Annotated in this window: 20 protein-coding genes; 10 read left to right on the forward strand and 10 right to left on the reverse strand. The window is 32.2% G+C overall.

Annotation, left to right across the window (positions count from 1 at the left end):
* The first annotated feature begins 140 nt into the window (after nucleotides 1-140).
* The 3 genes from EYD46_RS09675 to EYD46_RS09685 are packed head-to-tail and all read left to right on the forward strand — an operon-like array spanning nucleotide 141 to nucleotide 1990.
* On the forward strand, nucleotides 141-755 hold the full coding sequence (locus EYD46_RS09675) for a SatD family protein (RefSeq protein WP_130936888.1): 615 nt from the start codon (nucleotides 141-143) through the stop codon (nucleotides 753-755).
* Nucleotides 752-1450, forward strand: a complete 699-nt coding sequence (locus tag EYD46_RS09680; protein ID WP_130936889.1) for a DUF3307 domain-containing protein — start codon at nucleotides 752-754, stop codon at nucleotides 1448-1450. Before EYD46_RS09675 ends, EYD46_RS09680 begins: the two co-directional genes overlap by 4 nt.
* Before the next feature lie 3 nt (nucleotides 1451-1453).
* The gene (locus EYD46_RS09685; RefSeq protein WP_130936890.1) at nucleotides 1454-1990 is read left to right on the forward strand and encodes an acyl-CoA thioesterase; all 537 of its coding nucleotides are present in this window, start codon (nucleotides 1454-1456) and stop codon (nucleotides 1988-1990) included.
* Nucleotides 1991-2249: 259 nt separating this feature from the next.
* Here EYD46_RS09685 and carB read toward each other — a convergent pair whose 3' ends face one another.
* Nucleotides 2250-5102: a carbamoyl-phosphate synthase large subunit gene (gene carB, locus EYD46_RS09690; protein WP_130936891.1), complete on the reverse strand. Its 2853-nt coding sequence runs from the start codon at nucleotides 5100-5102 to the stop codon at nucleotides 2250-2252.
* A gap of 113 nt (nucleotides 5103-5215) precedes the next feature.
* Nucleotides 5216-5377 carry a 50S ribosomal protein L34 gene (rpmH, locus tag EYD46_RS09695; protein WP_027878648.1) on the reverse strand — a complete coding sequence of 54 codons (162 nt, stop codon included), beginning with the start codon at nucleotides 5375-5377 and terminating at the stop codon, nucleotides 5216-5218.
* Between the two features lie 210 nt (nucleotides 5378-5587).
* Here rpmH and EYD46_RS09700 point away from each other — a divergent pair, with 210 nt between their 5' ends.
* Nucleotides 5588-6166, forward strand: a complete 579-nt coding sequence (locus EYD46_RS09700; protein WP_130936892.1) for a M48 family metalloprotease — start codon at nucleotides 5588-5590, stop codon at nucleotides 6164-6166.
* A gap of 3 nt (nucleotides 6167-6169) precedes the next feature.
* Here the strand turns inward: EYD46_RS09700 and EYD46_RS09705 are convergent, their stop codons facing one another.
* The 3 genes from EYD46_RS09705 to EYD46_RS09715 all read right to left on the reverse strand — a co-directional run bounded on the left by EYD46_RS09705 (nucleotide 6170) and on the right by EYD46_RS09715 (nucleotide 8231).
* Nucleotides 6170-6493 carry a PH domain-containing protein gene (locus EYD46_RS09705; protein ID WP_130936893.1) on the reverse strand — a complete coding sequence of 108 codons (324 nt, stop codon included), beginning with the start codon at nucleotides 6491-6493 and terminating at the stop codon, nucleotides 6170-6172.
* Between the two features lie 107 nt (nucleotides 6494-6600).
* Complete coding sequence (locus tag EYD46_RS09710; protein WP_130937380.1) at nucleotides 6601-7521, reverse strand: lytic transglycosylase domain-containing protein; 921 nt, start codon at nucleotides 7519-7521, stop codon at nucleotides 6601-6603.
* Nucleotides 7522-7571: 50 nt separating this feature from the next.
* Nucleotides 7572-8231 carry an alpha/beta hydrolase family protein gene (locus EYD46_RS09715; RefSeq protein WP_130936894.1) on the reverse strand — a complete coding sequence of 220 codons (660 nt, stop codon included), beginning with the start codon at nucleotides 8229-8231 and terminating at the stop codon, nucleotides 7572-7574.
* 126 nt (nucleotides 8232-8357) lie between these two features.
* On the opposite strand from EYD46_RS09715, the gene EYD46_RS09720 reads away from it, so the two are divergent.
* On the forward strand, nucleotides 8358-8654 hold the full coding sequence (locus EYD46_RS09720) for a GNAT family N-acetyltransferase (RefSeq protein ID WP_130936895.1): 297 nt from the start codon (nucleotides 8358-8360) through the stop codon (nucleotides 8652-8654).
* Nucleotides 8655-8715: 61 nt separating this feature from the next.
* On the opposite strand, the gene EYD46_RS09725 is transcribed toward EYD46_RS09720, so the two are convergent.
* Entirely contained in the window at nucleotides 8716-9090 is a 375-nt protein-coding gene (locus EYD46_RS09725) for a hypothetical protein (RefSeq protein WP_130936896.1), read from the reverse strand.
* A 99-nt stretch (nucleotides 9091-9189) separates the two neighbouring features.
* A complete protein-coding gene (gene mtaB / locus EYD46_RS09730; protein WP_130936897.1) occupies nucleotides 9190-10515 on the reverse strand; it encodes a tRNA (N(6)-L-threonylcarbamoyladenosine(37)-C(2))-methylthiotransferase MtaB in 1326 nt (441 codons plus the stop codon).
* Nucleotides 10516-10653: 138 nt separating this feature from the next.
* Here mtaB and EYD46_RS09735 point away from each other — a divergent pair, with 138 nt between their 5' ends.
* Entirely contained in the window at nucleotides 10654-12237 is a 1584-nt protein-coding gene (locus EYD46_RS09735; RefSeq protein WP_229731347.1) for an ABC transporter substrate-binding protein, read from the forward strand.
* On the opposite strand, the gene EYD46_RS09740 is transcribed toward EYD46_RS09735, so the two are convergent.
* The 3 genes from EYD46_RS09740 to EYD46_RS09750 form a co-directional block, all read right to left on the reverse strand.
* Nucleotides 12227-13144: a TolB-like translocation protein gene (locus tag EYD46_RS09740; RefSeq protein ID WP_130936899.1), complete on the reverse strand. Its 918-nt coding sequence runs from the start codon at nucleotides 13142-13144 to the stop codon at nucleotides 12227-12229. The two genes, EYD46_RS09735 and EYD46_RS09740, sit on opposite strands and share 11 nt — an antisense overlap.
* Nucleotides 13145-13203: 59 nt before the next feature.
* Nucleotides 13204-14379 carry a GlmU family protein gene (locus EYD46_RS09745; RefSeq protein ID WP_130936900.1) on the reverse strand — a complete coding sequence of 392 codons (1176 nt, stop codon included), beginning with the start codon at nucleotides 14377-14379 and terminating at the stop codon, nucleotides 13204-13206.
* 134 nt (nucleotides 14380-14513) lie between these two features.
* On the reverse strand, nucleotides 14514-14765 hold the full coding sequence (locus tag EYD46_RS09750; RefSeq protein WP_076700033.1) for a type B 50S ribosomal protein L31: 252 nt from the start codon (nucleotides 14763-14765) through the stop codon (nucleotides 14514-14516).
* 157 nt (nucleotides 14766-14922) lie between these two features.
* On the opposite strand from EYD46_RS09750, the gene EYD46_RS09755 reads away from it, so the two are divergent.
* From EYD46_RS09755 to EYD46_RS09770, 4 genes are all read left to right on the forward strand, one after another.
* Nucleotides 14923-15438, forward strand: coding sequence for a DUF4199 domain-containing protein (locus EYD46_RS09755; protein WP_130936901.1), 516 nt, complete (start codon nucleotides 14923-14925; stop codon nucleotides 15436-15438).
* 3 nt (nucleotides 15439-15441) lie between these two features.
* Nucleotides 15442-16389 carry a glycosyltransferase family 2 protein gene (locus EYD46_RS09760; RefSeq protein WP_130936902.1) on the forward strand — a complete coding sequence of 316 codons (948 nt, stop codon included), beginning with the start codon at nucleotides 15442-15444 and terminating at the stop codon, nucleotides 16387-16389.
* Nucleotides 16390-16495: 106 nt separating this feature from the next.
* Nucleotides 16496-18226, forward strand: coding sequence for a phospho-sugar mutase (locus tag EYD46_RS09765; protein WP_174719899.1), 1731 nt, complete (start codon nucleotides 16496-16498; stop codon nucleotides 18224-18226).
* Nucleotides 18226-20061 (forward strand): ABC transporter ATP-binding protein, encoded by a 1836-nt coding sequence (locus EYD46_RS09770; protein ID WP_130936903.1) that lies wholly within the window; start codon nucleotides 18226-18228, stop codon nucleotides 20059-20061. Before EYD46_RS09765 ends, EYD46_RS09770 begins: the two co-directional genes overlap by 1 nt.
* Nucleotides 20062-20244 lie beyond the last annotated feature (183 nt).

Genomic DNA, 20244 nt, shown 5'->3' on the forward strand with positions numbered 1-20244 from the left:
ATTACGCCTTACATTTGGTTATCATATAAAAACATTCTATATTTGAATATTCCCTAATTAAGGAATATTTTAAATTATTCCCTAAAAAAGGCATAATTTAAATTATGCCCCTTAAAAGGAATATTTAATCAAAGATTAGTATGACTAGTATCATAACAGGAGATATTATAAAATCTAGAAGCTTAAAGAATCCTGAGCTTTGGGTAACTGCTTTAAAATCTGCATTGGCATATCTTAATCCTGATACATCACAGTGGGAAGTATACCGTGGTGATAGTTTTCAAATTGAAATTGATACTATTTCTAAAAGTTTTATTAGTGCTATTTATATTAAAGCTTGTGTAAAAATGATATCTGGTTTAGATGTAAGATTAGGCATAGGCATAGGAAATAAAACGTACCAAAGCCATACAATAAGCGAATCTAACGGAGAAGCTTTTATTTTTTCTGGAGAAACCTTAGAAGCCTTAAAAAAGGAAAAAGTTAATCTGAAAATAAAAACTAATAACGAGGTTCTTAATAAAGAACTGAACCTGTATTTAAAACTAGCATCAACGTTTATGGATAGTTGGACAGTGAGTTCTGCTGAAGTTGTTAAACTAAGTATAGAACAACCAAATGCGTTACAACAGGAACTTGCAGAAATAATAGGCACAAAACAGGATGCCATAAGTAAACGTCAAAAACGTGCTGAACTTGATTTAATATGGGAACTTGATACTATGTTTCAACAAAAAATAGCCTCATTATCATGATTTTAATTAAACTCTTATTAGCACATTTAATTGGCGATTTTTTTCTACAACCGCAAAGTTGGGTTAAAGAGAAAGAAAAGAAAAAATTAAAATCACCCAAACTCTATTTTCATGTATTAATTCATATTGTTGCTACAGCTCTATTGTTATGGAATGCCTCTCTTTGGTATATAATTGTAATTATTGGAGTGTCGCACTTTGTAATTGATGCCTTAAAGCTCTCTTTCCAGAAGAAAAAAACAAAAAGGAGATTATTCTTTATTGATCAATTACTGCATATATTAATTATTTTTGCATGCTACTTTTTTATCTATAACAATACTTCCTTTCGCTTTAGAATTACTGAAAATCAACTGTTGTTAATTACATGTTTATTGTTTTTATCGATTCCTGTATCCATTATTATGAAAACCATTTTTTTAAAGTGGAATATTTCAGAACTCACTAAAAATAACGAGTCCCTTAAGGATGCAGGGAAATATATTGGTATTTTAGAGCGCATTTTGGTGTTTATTTTTATAATTTCTAATCACTGGGAAGCTGTTGGGTTTTTAATTACAGCCAAGTCTGTTTTTAGATTTGGCGACTTAAAAGAATCAAAAGACCGACAACTCACTGAATATATTTTAATTGGCACCTTAATTAGTTTTGGAATTGCAATAGTAACAGGTATACTTTATACCTTTTTAACGTAATATATGTTTAAACACCCTAAAGAATCTCAAGTTTCTATTACAGAGTTAATGCTACCTTCTCATTCGAATTTTAGTGGTAAAATTCATGGAGGTCATATCTTAAACTTAATGGATCAGATTGCTTTTGCTTGTGCTTCTAAGCACTCGCAACACTATTGTGTTACTGCTTCTGTAAATCGTGTGGATTTTTTAAACCCAATTGAGGTTGGCGAATTGGTAACACTTAAGGCTTCTGTTAATTATACGGGTAGAACTTCTATGGTTGTGGGTTTGCGGGTAGAATCTGAAAACATACAAACGGGAGAGGTTAAACATTGTAACTCTTCGTATTTTACTATGGTTGCTAAAGACGAACATGGTAATAATGTAGCTGTTCCTGGTATTATTTTGGATACTGAACAGGCCGTAAGACGTTTTGCCAGAAGTATAGCTAGGCAACAACAGGCTAAACATCGCTCAACAAAATTTAAATCTTCTGAGTTTAAAATTGAGGAACATATTGAGAGTATAAAACAGCAAAATGCTAAAATTGAACTTTAATGCAAAGACGCCTTCGTTAGGGATTACAGCGGTATCCTTTTGTTTATTTATTAATAAGACTAACTTGTAATTTTACATTATGGATTCCTGCCTACGCAGGAATGACAAAACAAAAGACCTATCTGTCGGTACGCAGGTATAACGGAAAACCTGTCTACGAGCAAGCAGGCCCGACCCGACCTTAGGGGGTAACGCTCTTAAAAACAAAAAATCCCGCTTTTAAAAACGGGATTCTTAATTTATATAACAATAAGCGTTTTTATTTACTTAAATACATTTTACGTCTGGAGTACAAATCGTAAAACTCATCGTCTTTTAAACTATCTATGAATAGGATACTTTCTCCGGTACTCTTCATTTCTGGCCCTAGTGTTTTATCTACATTCGGGAATTTGTTAAATGAGAATACGGGTTGTTTTATGGCGTAACCTTCTAGTTGTGGGTTAAAATTAAAGTCCTTAACTTTCTTTTCTCCTAACATTAACTTAGTCGCATAGTTTACATACGGCTCTCCGTAAGCCTTAGCTATAAATGGTACCGTTCTAGAAGCTCTTGGATTGGCTTCTATAATATACACCTTATCATCTTTTATAGCAAACTGGATATTTATTAAACCTACGGTATTAAGTGCCAGAGCAATCTTTTTAGTATGATCTTTTATCTGTTGCATCACAAATTCCCCAAGGTTGAATGGTGGCAAGGTAGAGTTACTATCTCCTGAATGAATACCACATGGCTCTATGTGCTCCATGATACCGATGATATACACCTCTTCTCCATCACAAATAGCATCAGCTTCAGCTTCAATGGCACCTTCTAAATAGTGATCTAATAACAACTTGTTATTTGGTATTTTATTTAAAAGATCGATAACGTGCTCTTCTAACTCTTTTTCATTGATCACAATTTTCATACCCTGTCCTCCTAAAACGTATGATGGTCTTACCAAGATTGGGAAGTCTAATTCTTTTGCTACAGCTAGAGCTTCATCGGCTGTTTCAGCTGTATCAAATTGTGGGTAAGGAATATTGTTCTCTTTTAATAGAGTTGAAAAGCTTCCTCTATCTTCTGCTAAATCTAGAGATTCAAAACTTGTTCCTATAATCTTCACGCCATAACGCGATAATTTTTCAGCAAGTTTTAGTGCTGTTTGCCCTCCTAATTGTACAATAACACCTTCTGGCTTTTCATGTTTGATGATATCGTAAATGTGCTCCCAAAATACAGGCTCGAAATACAGTTTATCTGCAGTATCAAAATCGGTAGATACGGTTTCTGGGTTACAGTTAATCATTATGGTTTCATAACCACATTCCTTAGCTGCATATACACCGTGAACACAACAATAATCAAATTCAATTCCTTGCCCAATTCTATTTGGTCCAGAACCTAAAACAATAATTTTTTTCTTATCGGTAACAACACTTTCATTATCAGAATAGCGTTTACCATCAGCAGTTTCCATATCACTTTCAAAAGTTGAATAATAATATGGTGTTTTTGCTTCAAATTCTGCTGCACAAGTATCTACTAATTTATAAACACGGTTGATTCCTAATTCTTCTCTCTTGCTATATACTTGACTTTCTAAACAACCCAACATGTGAGCTATTTGTCTATCTCCATACCCTTTTTGCTTTGCTTCAAGTAATAATTCTTTATCTATAGAATCGATATTAAAGGTGGAAATCTCCTTTTCTAAGAAATATAGTTCTTCATATTGCTTTAAGAACCACATATCAATTTTAGTGATTTCAAAAATTCTACTTAATGGTATACCCATCTTTATAGCATCGTAAATGGTAAAGACACGATCCCAAGAGGCATGAGTTAATTTTTCAATGACCTCATCATAGTTGGTATTTTCTTTACCATCTGCGCCTAGTCCATTTCTCTTGATTTCCAAAGATTGTGTAGCCTTGTGTAATGCTTCTTGGAAAGAACGCCCAATACCCATTACTTCTCCTACGGCTTTCATTTGAAGTCCTAAAGTTCTATCTGAACCTTCAAACTTATCAAAATTCCAACGTGGTATTTTAACAATTACATAGTCTAATGTTGGCTCAAACAACGCAGAAGTTGACTTTGTTATTTGGTTACTTAATTCATCTAAACTGTAACCTAATGCTAATTTCGCAGCAATTTTTGCAATTGGATACCCAGTAGCCTTACTTGCTAAAGCGGAAGAACGCGATACACGTGGGTTAATTTCAATGGCAATAATTTCTTCTTGATCATCTGGACTTACTGCAAACTGAACGTTACATCCTCCAGCAAAATCTCCAATACTACGCATCATGTGAATTGCCATATCACGCATTTTTTGATAGGTTTTATCGCTAAGCGTCATTGCTGGAGCTACTGTAATGGAATCTCCTGTATGGATACCCATAGGGTCCATATTTTCTATAGAACAGATAATTACCACATTACCATTGGAGTCTCTAAGTAACTCTAACTCATACTCTTTCCATCCTAAGAGCGCTTTATCAATCATTACTTCATGAATTGGAGAAATCTCTAAACCATGACGTAATAATTTATCGAAATCTTTTTCATCATAAACAATAGCAGCACCTGCACCACCTAAAGTAAAAGACGAACGTATACATAATGGAAAACCAAATTCTTGCGCTATTTCTTTTCCTTTTAAGAATGAAGACGCTGTAGCTTGTGGCGCCATACCAACACCAATATTTTCCATCAATTCTCTAAACTGCTCTCTATCTTCAGTAACATTTATCGCATCAATATTAACACCAATCATGTCTACTCCAAAATCTTCCCAAATACCTTTCTCATCGGCTTCAATAGCTAAATTTAAAGCAGTTTGCCCTCCCATTGTTGGCAATACTGCATCAATTTGAGGGTGTTCTTTTAATATTTTTACTATTGATTTGGTATTCAATGGCAACAAATACACATGATCTGCCATGGAAGGATCAGTCATAATTGTTGCTGGATTCGAATTAATTAAAATGGTTTCTATTCCGTCTTCTCTCAAAGATCTTAACGCTTGAGAACCTGAATAATCAAACTCACATGCTTGACCAATAATGATAGGACCTGAACCAATGATTAGGATAGATTTTAATTTCGGATTTTTCGGCATTTTTAAAAGTATTCTATTATAAATTAATCGGTTTGCAAATTTAGTGATAACTAAACATAAAAAAAGGCGTTACACTTAAGCAACACCTTTAAAATATCAACAATTGTTAATCATTATTTTTTATGTCTTGTTTCAGATGATACAGACAATTTTTTTCTTCCTTTTGCTCTTCTTCTAGCAAGCACTTTTCTACCATTAGCAGAAGCCATTCTTTCTCTAAAACCGTGCTTGTTTCTTCTTTTTCTTTTAGAAGGCTGAAACGTTCTTTTACTCATCGTCTTATATCTTTAAAATCTGAATTGTATGTTTTCTGAAATAATTTTGACCCTTCGCCAAAACTGAGCGCAAATATACAAAGCTTTTTTATTTCACAAACCTATTTTAAAAATATTTTTTCCATAAAAATTTAGTTTCTTTGCATTTTAAAATAAAAATGGGCTAAAAGTGAATGATAATGCCCAAAATTGCAATAAAAATCAATCTAAATGTTCAATAAAATTATAAAACTAATTTTAGCTGCTGGAATTTTAGCCTATGCTGTATACCAATTTACTGAAGGAAATATTGGCAATGGTATATCACTTATTCTATTAGCAGGTGTTTTTATATTCCTTTATTTTAAAAATGAATTTATCCTCTTATCATTTTTACGCTTAAGGAAACAAGATTTTGAAGGTGCTAAAAAATGGCTGGATAAAATTAAAAACCCAGAGGCTGCTTTGGTAAAAAAACAGCAAGGGTACTATAGTTACTTACATGGTATTATGACCATGCAGGATAACATGAACGAATCTGAAAAGCATTTTAAAAAAGCTATAAGCTTAGGGCTTTCTATGAAGCATGATTTAGCAATGGCTAAATTAAACTTAGCTGGTATTGCTTTCTCTAAACGTAGGAAACGCGAAGCGCAACAGTTACTTACCGAAGCACAAAAGCTTGATAAACATGGTATGCTTGCTGATCAAATTAAAATGATGAAGCAAAACATGAAGCAAGCTGTAGGACCAAATCAGCATTTTGGTGCTGGTGGTTCTTTAAGGTCTCAAAAGAGAAGAGGTCGATAGGTTTTATAGATTACTTTTAATTTCTGAGTTTACTTTTTTTAAATCTTCAATAAAGGCTGATTGGTTTTTTGGAGAAATAATAACGTTATTAAATTTACCATAATTTATTTCTATTCTTTTGGTAAGTGATGCTGCTGGAGATGATAATAATGATGTGGTTTTACTTATTGATTTTATTTCAGTAATTCTGATATTCTTTTTATAGAAAATACCTGATTTAATAATCAGAAAACCTCCTTTAATTTTATAAGATGTATTTAGAAATAAGTGCAAAACAAATGCCATAGATAAACCTTGAATTGCAACAACGATAATTATATGCTTCAAGTTGGCATTATCATTTAAAACTTGAGTAAAAGAAATTCCAAGAAATAGCAGACATAATCCAACTAAAAGAAAATAGCTAATCTCAGACTTATAAACCTTCAATATTTTTAATTATAATGCCCCTCTTTAGGAATTTCAATAAGATACTTCTTTCTAGACTTATTGTTTAAGTGAGGTTCTCTCAACCAAGGGTTGTGAATTTTTAAAATTTTATAATTAATCCCAAAACGCTCAGCAAACTTTGTAAAATCGGTAACTGCAGTATCCACCTCAATCTTAAATGTTGGGATATTCATATATAAATCTTTATCTCTAAAATTGAATCCGTACTTATCAGGATGAGACAGTATTTCTTTTAAGGCTACTATCCTAAATACATAGCGCCCTGTTTCTTCTCCTAATAATAAATCGTAATAATCAGAAACATTTTGTTCTTCTAAACGGCGAGAAACTCCAGCGTTTCCTGCATTATAAGCAGCAGCAGCTAGTGTCCAAGAACCTAATTGTTCTTTTGCTTTAAGCAGATATTTACAAGCTACTTCTGTTGCTTTTCCCAGATGATACCTTTCATCTACATTTGTATTTACTTCTAAGCCATTTTCACGACCAGTTGTTTTCATAATTTGCCAAACTCCTCTTGCTCCTGCAGGAGAAACCGCATTAGTTAAACCACTTTCTATAACTGCTAAATATTTAAAATCATTTGGAACACCGTATTTTTCTAAAATAGGTTCTATAACTGGGAAATACTTTTTAGCACGCTTAAACATCAGTAAACCATTAGATTGCCAATAAGTGTTTACTAAAAGCTCTCTATCCATACGCTCTAATATATCAGGGTTTTCTAGAGGCATTGGCTCTCCAGCAAAAGATAAATTTTCTGGTACTTGTAACGCATAAACATTATAATCGTTTATGACTTTCTTCTCGAAATTTTCATCAGTAGGGGCGTCTTGGAGGGCATATATAAATAACAAACATAAACTTAATAATCCCACAAGCGCCAACATTTTTTGTATGGTCTTCATCATTAAAAAGTTTTTTTAAAAATATAAAAAATCATGTGTTTTCCTATTAATTACAGGATTATATTAGGCAAATTTTCGTTAAACCACTTGTATTTATTAATAATAGCAATATGCGTTCCACCTTTAACAATTATACAGTTGTTAATATGTTTTATAGGGAAAACAGGATCTTTATCCCCATGTATATGGATAACATCTGGGTTTGGCCTACCTTGCTCCCAGCATACTACTTGTTTTATAGCCCAACTTAAATATTTGGGATCATTTACAGATAGGTACTTTTTATATAGTTCTAAACGCTTTGCCATAGTTTTCCCAAAGGCATACTTCTCAAAAACCTCTATTTTATTTGCCAACTGCGTAGGTACCAACTTATAAGCTCCAGTAGATTTAGCCAATTGCATTTTTAATGGCAGTTCGTGTTTAGACTTTACACTCGAAACTATAATTAGTTTTTTAACACGAATATGTTTTTGCATTTCTTGAACTAAAATACCTCCAAAAGATACTCCTAATAGTACAGGGTTATCATGCTTTATCTTCTTAGTCATTCTGAACGCATAATTGCTCAACAACTCATTATCAAAAGGAATAAACCACTCTAGTTTATGAATTTTAAATTGATGCTCGGGTAATTTAATATGTTCAAAAATTAGTGGACTTGCCGCCATACCCGGCATTAAATAAACATGTATTATGTCTTGACTCATAAGGTTTTAACTCTAAAATACTTTTAATAGGTGGATTTTTTTTTGTATTTTTGCACAAAGTTATAGAAATAGTAATCACTATTCTAACTCGATACTTCTTTATAATTAAATAATTAATAAACTACTATGGTTGAAGCTGCTGAATTAATTGACAATGATTTTTTACGTCAATTTGAATTAAAAATTGATGGACAATTGGCAAAAATTGAATATTCCTTACAAGAACGAAAAATCTTTTTAACTAAGTTAATTATTCCAGAAGAAATTAATAATGAAGAGGTTAAAAAAGAATTTCTTGCTGCTGTATTTGAACAAATTCAGGACAGAAATTTAAGTGTTATGCCTACAAGCCCAGCTATTGCAAAATTTGTAAGAAGCAATAGAAAATACAAAAGAATGTTACCCGTAGGCGTAAGAATATAAGCGCAACATGTTTTAAAATATGAAATCCGAAGTTTTTTAGTTTCGGATTTTTTTATTTCTGTTAGTAATATTTTAAATAATCATCCGAAACCTTATCTAAAATCAATTCACTAGAGGCACTTGAAACTAACTGTCCCTGAGCATTCATGATGTAAGTTTTATTATTATCAATTTCTACAACACCGTCAGTATTAATCCATGAAAAAGATTCTGTAACAGAAGTAACACCTCCAATAGCTAATTCCACTCTATTGATTAAAAGTCCGGTGTTGTCTTCTCCAAATACTAATCTGATGATGTCTGTTTGGTTATCAGTTATCTGAACATTATCCCACACACCGTGTAAACTCTGCTGTTCATTAACATCTTCCTTTGAACAGGATGACACTGCAACAAATAGTAAAAAAATAAATGAAGTCTTTATTAAATGTTTCATGATTTGGTGGTCTCAACATTAACATCCCTAAGGTATTATGACAAACCTATACCCAACAATTAATTCGACTAAGAGTAAGAAAATAAGCTCATAAGGACTTTAGACCACTATTTTAACAAAATCAAAACGCACCAAACCATCTTCATCTATTTTAGTTAATTCTACTTCATGTAAAGTATTAACTAATTCTGGATTCCAAGGTGTTTTTACCTTTACGTAATTTTCAGTAAATCCTTGAATATAACCTTCCTTGTTTTCGCTCTCAAAAAGCACAGTGCTTCTAGTTCCTAATTGCGCTTCATAAAAGGCACGTCTTTTTTTAACTGATAACCCACGTAACATTTTACTTCGTTTACTTCTTACATTTGAAGGTATAGCTCCTTCCATTTCAGCAGCTTCAGTGTTATCTCTTTCAGAATAAGTAAATACATGTAGATAAGAGATATCTAATTCGTTTAAGAAATTATATGTTTCTAAAAAATGTGCATCCGTTTCTCCTGGGAAACCAACTATCACATCTACTCCAATACACGCATGTGGCATCACGTCTCTTATCTTTGAAACTCTATCTACATATAATTCTCGTAAGTATCTACGTTTCATCTTCTTGAGAATTTCATTGCTACCTGATTGCAATGGTATATGAAAATGTGGTACAAAAGCTCTCGACTTAGCAACTAAATCAATAGTTTCATTTTTTAGTAAATTAGGTTCAATAGAAGAAATTCTTAAACGCTCAATGCCTTTTACTTTATCCAGTTGGGTAACCAAATCTAAAAACGTATGTTCGTGTTTTTTGTTTCCAAATTCTCCTTTACCATAATCACCTATATTAACACCTGTTAATACAATCTCTTTTATATTTTGTTTTGATATTTCTTTAGCGTTTTTCAAAACATTAGCCATGGTATCACTCCTTGAAATCCCACGTGCTAAAGGAATAGTACAATAGGTACATTTATAATCACAGCCATCTTGCACCTTTAAAAAAGCCCTTGTTCTATCTCCAATAGAATAACTACCTACATAAAAATCGGCATCCTCAATCTCGCAGGAATGTACTTCCCCAAAATCATTTTTAGATAAATCGTTTAGGTAATCTGTAATCTTAAATTTTTCAGTAGCACCTAACACTAAATCTACACCATTAACATCAGCTAATTCTTGTGGCTTTAATTGCGCATAACATCCCACAGCTGCAATAAATGCTTCAGGGTTTGTTTTTTGAGCTTGCTTTACAATAGTTTTAAAACGCTTATCAGCATTTTCAGTTACCGAACAAGTGTTAATAACATATATATCTGCTTTTTCAGAGAAATCAGCACGATCAAAACCTTCATTAACAAAACTTCTGGCAATAGTAGAAGTCTCAGAAAAATTGAGTTTACAACCAAGGGTATAAAATGCTACTTTTTTGTTATTCACTTTAATATACCTAAACTTGTGTTAGGATGTTTTAAAAATTATCTTTACAGCTAAAAGACAGCAAATTTACAACTAAATATCAAAATGATAAAACGCTTTAAGCAACATTTAATTCATTACTTATCAATTAGTTGCATTATGCTTTTAGCTTTTTCTTGTGGAAATAACAAAAACTCACAAAAAGACCATCTAGTTTTCCGTTACAACGAATATGCTAACATCAACACACTAGATCCTGCATTTTCAAGAACTTTACAAGATAATTCTGTTTGTAACCAACTGTTTAATGGCTTAGTACAACTTGATGATAAACTAAATATTTTACCGTGTATAGCTAAAAATTGGTCAATTTCAGAAGATGGAAAAACTTATACATTCAATTTACGACGTAATGTCTATTTTCATAAGCATTCTTTATTTGGTAAAGATTCAACAAGACAGGTAAAAGCTCAAGATTTCACTTATAGCCTCAATAGGTTAAGAGATGAAAAACTAGCAGCTCCCGGCGGATGGGTTTTAAATAAGGTTGCTAATTTTAAAGCTGTAAATGATACTATTTTTGAAATTTCCTTAAAACAACCTTTTCCAGCATTTATTGGGCTTTTAACCATGAAATACTGTTCTGTGGTTCCTAAAGAAATCGTAGAACATTATGGTACTGAATTTCGTTCCCATCCTATTGGTACAGGACCTTTTAAATTTAAACGCTGGGAAGAAAATATTAAATTGGTTTTTAGAAGAAATGAACACTATTTTGAAACCGACGAACATGGTAACCAACTTCCTTACTTAGAAGCCATAGCATTAACTTTTTTACCCGATAAACAAAGTGAGTTTTTACAATTTGCTCAAGGTAATATTGACTACCTGCAAGGTTTGGATGCATCATATAAAGATGAACTACTTACAGCCGATGGCCGGTTAAGAGACAAATATGCAAAATCTATTAACATGACTAGAGGACCATATCTAAACTCTGAATATCTAGGCTTTTATTTAGATTCTGAAACCCCGGAAATACAATCTAAACTCATTAGAAAAGCAATTAATTATGGGTTCGACAGAAAAAAGATGATGATGTATTTAAGAAATGGTATAGGCAATCCTGCAAACGGAGGCTTTATACCTATGGGGCTTCCAGGGTATGATTCTTCTATAGGTTTTAGCTATCAACCTGAAAAAGCTAAAAAACTTATCAATCAATTTAAAAAGGAAACTGGTATCTCTAACCCAGAGATTACTTTAGTAACCTCTAGTAATTATTTAAGCTTTTGTGAATTTATTCAACGTGAATTAGAAAAAGCCGGCTTAAAAATTAATGTTGATGTAATGCCTGAAGCTACCTTAAGATCATCACGTTCTAATGGTAAAGTAGATATGTTTAGAAGTTCTTGGGTAGCTGATTATTTAGATGCTGAAAATTATCTATCAATTTTTTACAGTAAAAATTTTGCCCCAGATGGTTCTAATTACTTTCACTTTAAAAACAATATTGTTGATAGCCTCTACAACAAAGCCTTTACCATTTCCAATATAGATGAACGTAAACATCTATATACTTCCATTGATTCTATCGCTATGGAAAATGCAATAATGGTTCCCTTATTTTACGATGAAGTAGTTCGTTTTACTAGAAAAAATGTAAAAGGATTAGGTAGTAACCCTATCAATATGTTGGATTTTAAGCGTGTAACTAAGTCTATTGATAAAACTACTGAATAACAAAATGGTAAATATCATCATCTCCTTCTCCGCCTTTACGTTTAGAAACTATAAACCCTGAATTTCTGTTTGGTAACATAACCATAGATAAATCATCTTCTTTACTATTCAATGGTTTTGGAAGTATTTTAGCTTTACTAAAAGTACCATCTTCATTCATTGTACTTTTATATAAATCGTACCCACCAATACCATTAGGCTTATTTGAAGAAAAATACAATATATTATTTGCTCCCATGGTTGGGAACATTTCCCTACTGTAAGAGTTGACTTTAGAACCTAAATTTTTTACTTTTCCAAATGTGCGATCTTCCAAAATTGAAACTTTAAAAATATCTGAAGCGCCTTTGGTTGTTTCTCTTCCCCCTCTAATATTTGCAGTGAAAAGTAACGTTTTACCATCTGCACTTAAAGTAGGGTGCGCATAAGAATATCTAGGTTTACAAAAAGGCAGTACTTTAAAATTGGTAAAACCTATACCCGCTTCATAAGTTCCCACTTCTATATGAAAATTGGCTTTATTAAAACTTCCTTTAGGCATATTATTATCAGTGTACGTGGTAGTAATATATAACTGTTTGCCATCTGGAGACAATGCTGCACTTGTAATACTTTTTATGTTAGCTTTGGGATCAATAACTATTGGTTTAATATTTTCAATATTCCCATCATTTGTTACGATGCCTTCATATATAACTAGAGCACCTTCCCCATCAAAGGTCTTTTTTACTTTACCTTTCTTAGTAAAGACATAAGATGTAAATATAATACGGCTTTTACCCTGTAAACTTATACCAAAATGAGGATATTTGGTATTAATCTTTAAGTTTTTGACTTGATACTTTTTAATTTGAGCAAAACTCAAAGAACCAACTAATAAAAGTAGAGCTAGTGCTATTTTTTTCAAAGTAAAGAAGTTTGGTATACAAACAAATATACAAATGTTTCGCTACAAGATAATTACACTTATTCGCGTCGGTATTTTTTGGTGTCCTCAAACACATGCGTTAATATATCTTGATCCTGCTGAGTAAACTCCTCATTTCGTCTAGACATTACCACCTTAGCAACTTCAAATGCCTTTTTAGTTAAATACGTTGAAAATCCACTACTACCACCCCAACTAAAACTTGGCACAAAATTTCTTGGAAATCCACTACCAAAAATATTAGCACTTACTCCTACAACAGTACCTGTATTAAACATGGTATTTATACCACATTTACTGTGATCTCCCATCATAAGTCCACAAAACTGTAGTCCTGTTTTAGCAAACCCTTCAGTTTCATAGTCCCATAATCTTACCTCTGCATAGTTGTTTTTTAAGTTAGAATTATTAGTGTCTGCTCCAAGATTACACCATTCACCTAAAACTGAGTTCCCTAAATACCCATCATGACCTTTACTAGAATATCCAAAAATCACAGAATTACCTATCTCTCCTCCTACCTTACTATATGGCCCAACTGTAGTTGGTCCGTAAATTTTTGCACCTAACTTAACTGTTGCATTTTCACATAAAGCTAGTGGACCTCTTATTATCGCACCCTCCATAATTTCGGCATTTTTTCCAATATAAATTGGGCCATTGGAAGCATTAAGTGTTGCAAATTCTAACTTAGCACCCTCTTCTATAAAAATATTTTCTGAAGCAATTATATTATTACTTTCAGGAATTGTTTGGGAAGTCCTGTCTTTCGTAAGCAATGCAAAATCTTCTTCTATAGCTTTTCCATTCTTGGAAAAAATATCCCAAGTATGCACTATTTGAATACATTCAATGTCGCATTCAATAGTTTCATAAGACTTAAAATCAATATTATCTTGTCCATCTTTTGTATAAAATGCAATAACATCTTCTCCTCTAAATATAGCTTGGTTCTCTTTTAATTGTTTAACCATTTCAACTAATTGAAAATTTGGAAGGTAAGATGCATTTAACATTATATTTTCTTCCATTTCAACCATGGGGTACTTTTCAGATAGGTAATCTTCTGTTACAGTTGTAGTGGTAGTCTCTAAATAGGATTCCCATTTTTCTCTAATAGTTAAAATACCAACACGAATATCAGCAACAGGTCTAGTAAATGTAAATGGCAGCAAATTATTACGCACAGGACCATCAAAAAGTATATAATTCATTTAAGTTTTAGTTTATATTAAGATCTCTACTTAAAAAAATCTAATTACAAATAATTTTAAAAATCTATCATTTAGTAAAAATAAAAAAGCCTTTCTACAGAGGAAAGGCTTTTATGCATATATTTTGTGTAAGTTTACTTCTTAAACTTAGCATATTTGTTTTTAAACTTATCAATACGACCAGCTGTATCTACCAATTTAGATTTACCAGTGTAGTAAGGATGAGATGTTCTAGAAATTTCCATTTTTACAAGTGGGTACTCAACACCATCAACTTCAATCGTTTCATTTGTATCAGCAGTAGACTTAGTTAAAAACACATCGTCGTTAGACATATCTTTAAATGCTACTATTCTGTAATTTTCTGGATGTATACCTTTTTTCATCACTTTACGCTTTAAATCTTAATTTTTTAGAGGTGCAAATTTAAGTAATTTTTACAAATCTACAATTACTTTTTTATATTTTTTATTTAGGTTTGAAAATGTAACGTTTTGTTATCTTTGCTTACTAACCATCCATATAACTAAAACAACAAAAAATATGGAAACCAAACAATTAACACCAGGCAAATTTGCAGTAAATTATGGTCTTATACTAGGCATAATTATGATTGTAATTACAGCTATAACCTATTTTTCTGGTATCATGGAAAAAGGGGAGCAATGGCCAAATTTCATCTTGTATATTATATTTCCTGTTATTATAATTTATGCTATAAATCGTTACAAAAAGCATAACGGAGGCTTGCTTACATTAATTGAGGCTATTAAAGTTGGCGTAGCAGTTGCCGTGATAAGTGCTTTGATTAGTACCGTTTTTAATGCACTATTATTTTATGTAATTGATCCTGAGCTAACCGATAAAATAATGGATATTACTCGAGAAAAGCTTTATGAGAATCCAAAAATGACAGAGGAAATGATAGATAAGACAATGGAAACTATTAAAAAGTTCTCTAACCCTTTGTTAGGTGGGGCTATAGGTATTGGACTTAGTGCATTATTTGGCTTGATCTATTCCGTTATTGGTGGTTTAGTAATGAAAAAAGAAGCATAGTTAATGAACATATCCGTAGTTATACCACTACTTAACGAAGAAGAATCTTTAAAAGAATTATATGATTGGATTGTACAAGTAATGCAATCCAATCATTTTTCTTATGAAATTATTTTCATTGATGATGGTAGTACAGATAATTCATGGAAAATTATTTCTGAATTATCCGATGAGGACATTAATGTAAAAGGTATAAGATTTCTACGAAACTTTGGAAAATCACAAGCACTACATGCTGGGTTTGAAAAAGCCCAAGGTAGCGTTATCATCACTATGGATGCTGACTTACAAGACAGTCCTGATGAAATTCCAGAACTTTACAACTTAATTATTGCAGAAGGTTATGATTTGGTTTCTGGTTGGAAAAAGAAACGTTATGATGCTGTTCTTACAAAAAATTTACCTTCAAAATTATTTAACTGGGCCGCTCGAAAAACTTCTGGTGTTAAATTACATGACTTTAATTGCGGACTTAAATCCTACAGAAAAGCTGTGGTTAAAAATATAGATGTAAATGGCGAAATGCATCGTTATATCCCAGTTTTAGCGAAAAATGCTGGTTTTAGTAAAATTGGAGAAAAGATTGTAAAGCATCAAGCTAGAAAATACGGAGAAACCAAATTTGGTATTAACCGATTTATACATGGTTTTTTAGACCTTATAACTATTTGGTTTTTGTCTCATTTTGCTAAGCGCCCTATGCATTTATTTGGTGCATTAGGCGTTATTATGTTTATTATTGGGTTTGGATTTGCATTCTATTTAGGTATTGATAAATTATATATTAACAAAACTGGCAGATTAATTACTCAACGCCCTCAATTCTATATTGCTTTAGCAACCATGATTATTGGCACACAATTTTTCGTAGCTGGATTTTTAGGCGAACTAATTCTTCGAAATAGAACAGATAAACGCCGTTACCTCATAAAAAATGAGTTAAATTTCTAATTTAATCGTTTTACCTTTCATGAATATTTATAGAAAAAGGCTTTGATTTAAAGTCATTTTTTTAATCAAATGTTTACTTTTGTTTATACTTAAAAATAAGATAATTATGATTCACATAGAACCAAAAATTTTAGATAGAATAAACTCTTGGTTAACCCCTACTTTTGATGCAGAAACACAACAAGTCATTAAAGATAGTATTGCGAATCATCCTAAAGATATTCAAGAGAGTTTTTATAAAGATTTAGAGTTTGGTACTGGAGGCATGAGAGGTGTTATGGGGGTTGGCACCAACAGAATTAACAAATATACGCTTGGAAAAAGCACACAAGGTTTAAGCAATTATTTACTTAAGCAATTTCCTAATGAAACACCTAAAGCGGTTATAGCGTATGATTGTAGACATAATAGTAAGACGCTAGCCAAAGTAGTAGCTGATGTGTTTTCAGCTAATAGTATCGATGTTTTTTTATTTGAAGATTTACGCCCTACTCCAGAATTATCTTTCGCAGTAAAACATCTAAACTGCCACTGCGGTATTGTTTTAACAGCTTCTCACAATCCACCTGAATATAATGGATATAAAGTGTATTGGCAAGATGGTGGGCAATTGGTGCCTCCACATGACAGTGCTGTAATTAACGAAATAAACAATATAAACTATTCTGATATAAAATTTGAAGCAAATAACTCCTTAATTACCTACATAGGAAATGATGTAGATGATAAATTTATTGATGCTTCAGTAGAAAATGGAAGTGTTGGAGCTTCACAAACAGCCAAAGACGATTTGAAAATTGTTTTTACCTCACTTCATGGCACTTCTATTACTGCAGTTCCAGAAACGTTAAAACGTGCTGGTTATAAAAATGTACATATTGTTGAGGAACAGCGTAAGCCAGACGGTGGATTTCCTACAGTAAAATCGCCCAATCCAGAAGAACCAGCAGCATTAAAAATGGCTTTGGAATTAGCTGAAGAAGTTGGAGCAGATATTGTAATCGGTACAGATCCAGATTGTGACAGATTAGGCGTTGCTGTACGTAATTCTGATAACGAATTACAACTACTTAATGGTAATCAAACCATGATTATGATGGTAGATTTTCTATTAAAAAAATGGAAATCTGAAAGCAACATAAAAGGAAAAGAATTTATTGCCACTACTATAGTTTCTACACCAATGCTCAATAAACTGGCAGAAGCTTATAATGTAGACAACAAGATTGTACTAACTGGATTTAAGTGGATTGCAAAATTAATAAAAGACTACCCTGAGTTAGACTTTATTGGAGGTGGTGAGGAAAGTTTTGGTTTTATGGTAGGCGATTTTGTGAGAGACAAAGATGCTGTTACCTCTACTCTTTTGGCTTGTGAAATCGCCGCAATAACTAAAGCTAATGGCAGTTCGTTCTTTGAAGAATTAGTAAAGCTTTATGTTGAGCATGGATGTTTTAAAGAGAAACTAATCTCACTAACTAAAAAAGGAATTGAAGGTGCAGAAGAAATTAAACAGATGATGGTAGATGCGCGTCAAAATCCTCTGACTGAGATAAGTGGGTCAAAAGTGGTAAAAATTGAAGATTACGAATCTGCAACATCTAAAAATTTAGCTACAGGAGAAACTACAACACTTGACATTCCTAAATCTAACGTAATTATTTATTATACCGAAGATGGAAGTCAAATAGCATTGAGACCAAGTGGTACAGAACCTAAAATAAAGTTTTATGTAAGTGTAAATTCTAAATTGGATGCTACTGAAAACTTTAAAACTTTAGAGCAGCAATTAGACACTAAAGCTGAAACTATCCTTAAGGATATGAATTTGATTTAATGAGTCATTTTAAAAATATCTTAGGGTATGCAAAGCCCTACAAGCGATATGCCATAGGACACGTTATTTCTAACGTGTTTTTTGCATTATTTGGCACCTTATCATTTATTGCTTTAAAACCAATGTTGGATGTTATTTTCGATAAGGAAAAGGTTGTTCCTAAGTCAAAGCCGGTATATACTAGTATTGATAAATTGGGGGAATTTGCAGGAGATTATCTTAATTTCGAAATGCATCAGTTTACAGGTGGAGATAAAGCAAAAGCATTAATGTTTACCATCGGGTTAATTGTAGTCATGTTTCTACTTAAAAACCTATTTGGATATCTTGCCAATTACTTTCTGGTCTTTTTAAGAAATGGTGTAATTCGAGATATTAGAAACAGGGTATACAAAAAAACTATGGAGCTGCCTTTATCCTTCTTTTCAGACCAAAGAAAAGGCGATATACTTGCGAGAGTTACTGGTGATGTTCAAGATTTACAATATTCTTTTTTATCTGTTTTGGAACTCATTGTTAGAGAACCTCTAACAATTTTATTTACCATTATTGCTATGGTATACATTAGTCCAAAACTCACATTATTTGTGTTTATTTTTATACCAGTTATGGGGTTTGTTATTTCAAGAATTGGCAAAAGCTTAAAGCGAAAATCAGACCGTGTCCAAAAAGAACAAGGTATGTTTTTATCTACTTTAGAAGAAACACTAACTGGCTTAAGAATAATAAAAGGGTTTAGTGCAGAAGATAAATTCAACGAAAAGTTTCAAGAATCTACATCTAGATTTTATCGTTTCTCTAACAAATTGATGAATCGTCAAAATTTAGCTTCTCCAGCAAGTGAATTTTTAGGCATTTGTATGATATCTGTAATATTATGGTATGGTGGTAATCTTGTTTTAAATAATGATGCAAGCTTAGCTCTAGACGGAGGTAACTTCCTTATTTACATGGGATTAGCTTACAATATATTAACTCCAGCAAAAGCTATTTCTAGAGGCCTATATAACATCAAAAAGGGAAGTGCAGCCGCTGAACGTATTCAAGAAATAATTGATACGCCAAATCCTTTAAAAGACAAACCAAATGCTCAGATTAAAGAAGGTTTCGCTTCTAAAATAGAATTTAAAGATGTCTCGTTTAAGTATGAGGATGACTATGTGCTAAAAGACTTTTCTTTGACAATCCCTAAGGGAAAAACAGTGGCACTAGTTGGTCAATCTGGTAGTGGAAAATCTACAGTAGCCAACCTGATTACACGTTTTTATGATGTTAACAAGGGGGAAATTTTGATTGACGGTATAAACATTCAAGATTTAACAACAAGCTCCCTTAGAAAGCAATTAGGAATAGTAACTCAAGATGCCATTTTATTTAATGATAGTATTAAAAACAACCTAAAGCTAGGTAACAAAAATGCTACAGATGATGAAATTTTAGAAGCTTTAAAAGTAGCTAATGCTTGGGAATTTGTAAAAGACTTACCTGAAGGCATCGATACAAATATAGGAGACGCAGGAAACAAATTATCTGGTGGACAAAAACAACGCTTAAGTATTGCAAGAGCAGTTTTAAAAAGCCCTCCTATTATGGTGTTGGATGAGGCTACTTCTGCTTTAGATACCGAAAGTGAACGTTTGGTTCAAATAGCATTGGAAAATATGATGAAAAATAGAACTTCTATTGTGATTGCGCACAGATTATCTACAATTCAAAATGCAGATGAAATTTTAGTGTTAAGTAAAGGAGAAATCGTTGAGCAGGGAAAACATAGCGATCTAATCGCCAAAAAAGGAACTTATCATAAACTGGTTGAAATGCAAAGTATAGGATAGTTTATTTTCGATTAAAATATTACAAAAAGAAAAAGGATAGTGATTTGGGCAACTATCCTTTTTTTATTCATGCTAGACTTGGGGACGACTAACATATATAAGTAGGTTTCTGTTACAAATCTATATCAAAAATGCATACGAAACAAGAAAAAAATGCATTTTATCGTATTTATTTACATTTTA

Source organism: Hyunsoonleella pacifica, from assembly GCF_004310335.1.
Classification (GTDB): domain Bacteria; phylum Bacteroidota; class Bacteroidia; order Flavobacteriales; family Flavobacteriaceae; genus Jejuia; species Jejuia pacifica.

Coding starts and splice junctions, on each gene's coding strand:
- EYD46_RS09675 (WP_130936888.1), top strand. CDS start 141: ATGACTAGTATCATAACAGGAGATATTATAAAATCTAGAAGCTTAAAG.
- EYD46_RS09680 (WP_130936889.1), top strand. CDS start 752: ATGATTTTAATTAAACTCTTATTAGCACATTTAATTGGCGATTTTTTT.
- EYD46_RS09685 (WP_130936890.1), top strand. CDS start 1,454: ATGTTTAAACACCCTAAAGAATCTCAAGTTTCTATTACAGAGTTAATG.
- carB (WP_130936891.1), bottom strand. CDS start 5,102: ATGCCGAAAAATCCGAAATTAAAATCTATCCTAATCATTGGTTCAGGT.
- rpmH (WP_027878648.1), bottom strand. CDS start 5,377: ATGAGTAAAAGAACGTTTCAGCCTTCTAAAAGAAAAAGAAGAAACAAG.
- EYD46_RS09700 (WP_130936892.1), top strand. CDS start 5,588: ATGTTCAATAAAATTATAAAACTAATTTTAGCTGCTGGAATTTTAGCC.
- EYD46_RS09710 (WP_130937380.1), bottom strand. CDS start 7,521: ATGAAGACCATACAAAAAATGTTGGCGCTTGTGGGATTATTAAGTTTA.
- EYD46_RS09715 (WP_130936894.1), bottom strand. CDS start 8,231: ATGAGTCAAGACATAATACATGTTTATTTAATGCCGGGTATGGCGGCA.
- EYD46_RS09720 (WP_130936895.1), top strand. CDS start 8,358: ATGGTTGAAGCTGCTGAATTAATTGACAATGATTTTTTACGTCAATTT.
- EYD46_RS09725 (WP_130936896.1), bottom strand. CDS start 9,090: ATGAAACATTTAATAAAGACTTCATTTATTTTTTTACTATTTGTTGCA.
- EYD46_RS09735 (WP_229731347.1), top strand. CDS start 10,654: ATGCTTTTAGCTTTTTCTTGTGGAAATAACAAAAACTCACAAAAAGAC.
- EYD46_RS09745 (WP_130936900.1), bottom strand. CDS start 14,379: ATGAATTATATACTTTTTGATGGTCCTGTGCGTAATAATTTGCTGCCA.
- EYD46_RS09750 (WP_076700033.1), bottom strand. CDS start 14,765: ATGAAAAAAGGTATACATCCAGAAAATTACAGAATAGTAGCATTTAAA.
- EYD46_RS09755 (WP_130936901.1), top strand. CDS start 14,923: ATGGAAACCAAACAATTAACACCAGGCAAATTTGCAGTAAATTATGGT.
- EYD46_RS09760 (WP_130936902.1), top strand. CDS start 15,442: ATGAACATATCCGTAGTTATACCACTACTTAACGAAGAAGAATCTTTA.
- EYD46_RS09765 (WP_174719899.1), top strand. CDS start 16,496: ATGATTCACATAGAACCAAAAATTTTAGATAGAATAAACTCTTGGTTA.
- EYD46_RS09770 (WP_130936903.1), top strand. CDS start 18,226: ATGAGTCATTTTAAAAATATCTTAGGGTATGCAAAGCCCTACAAGCGA.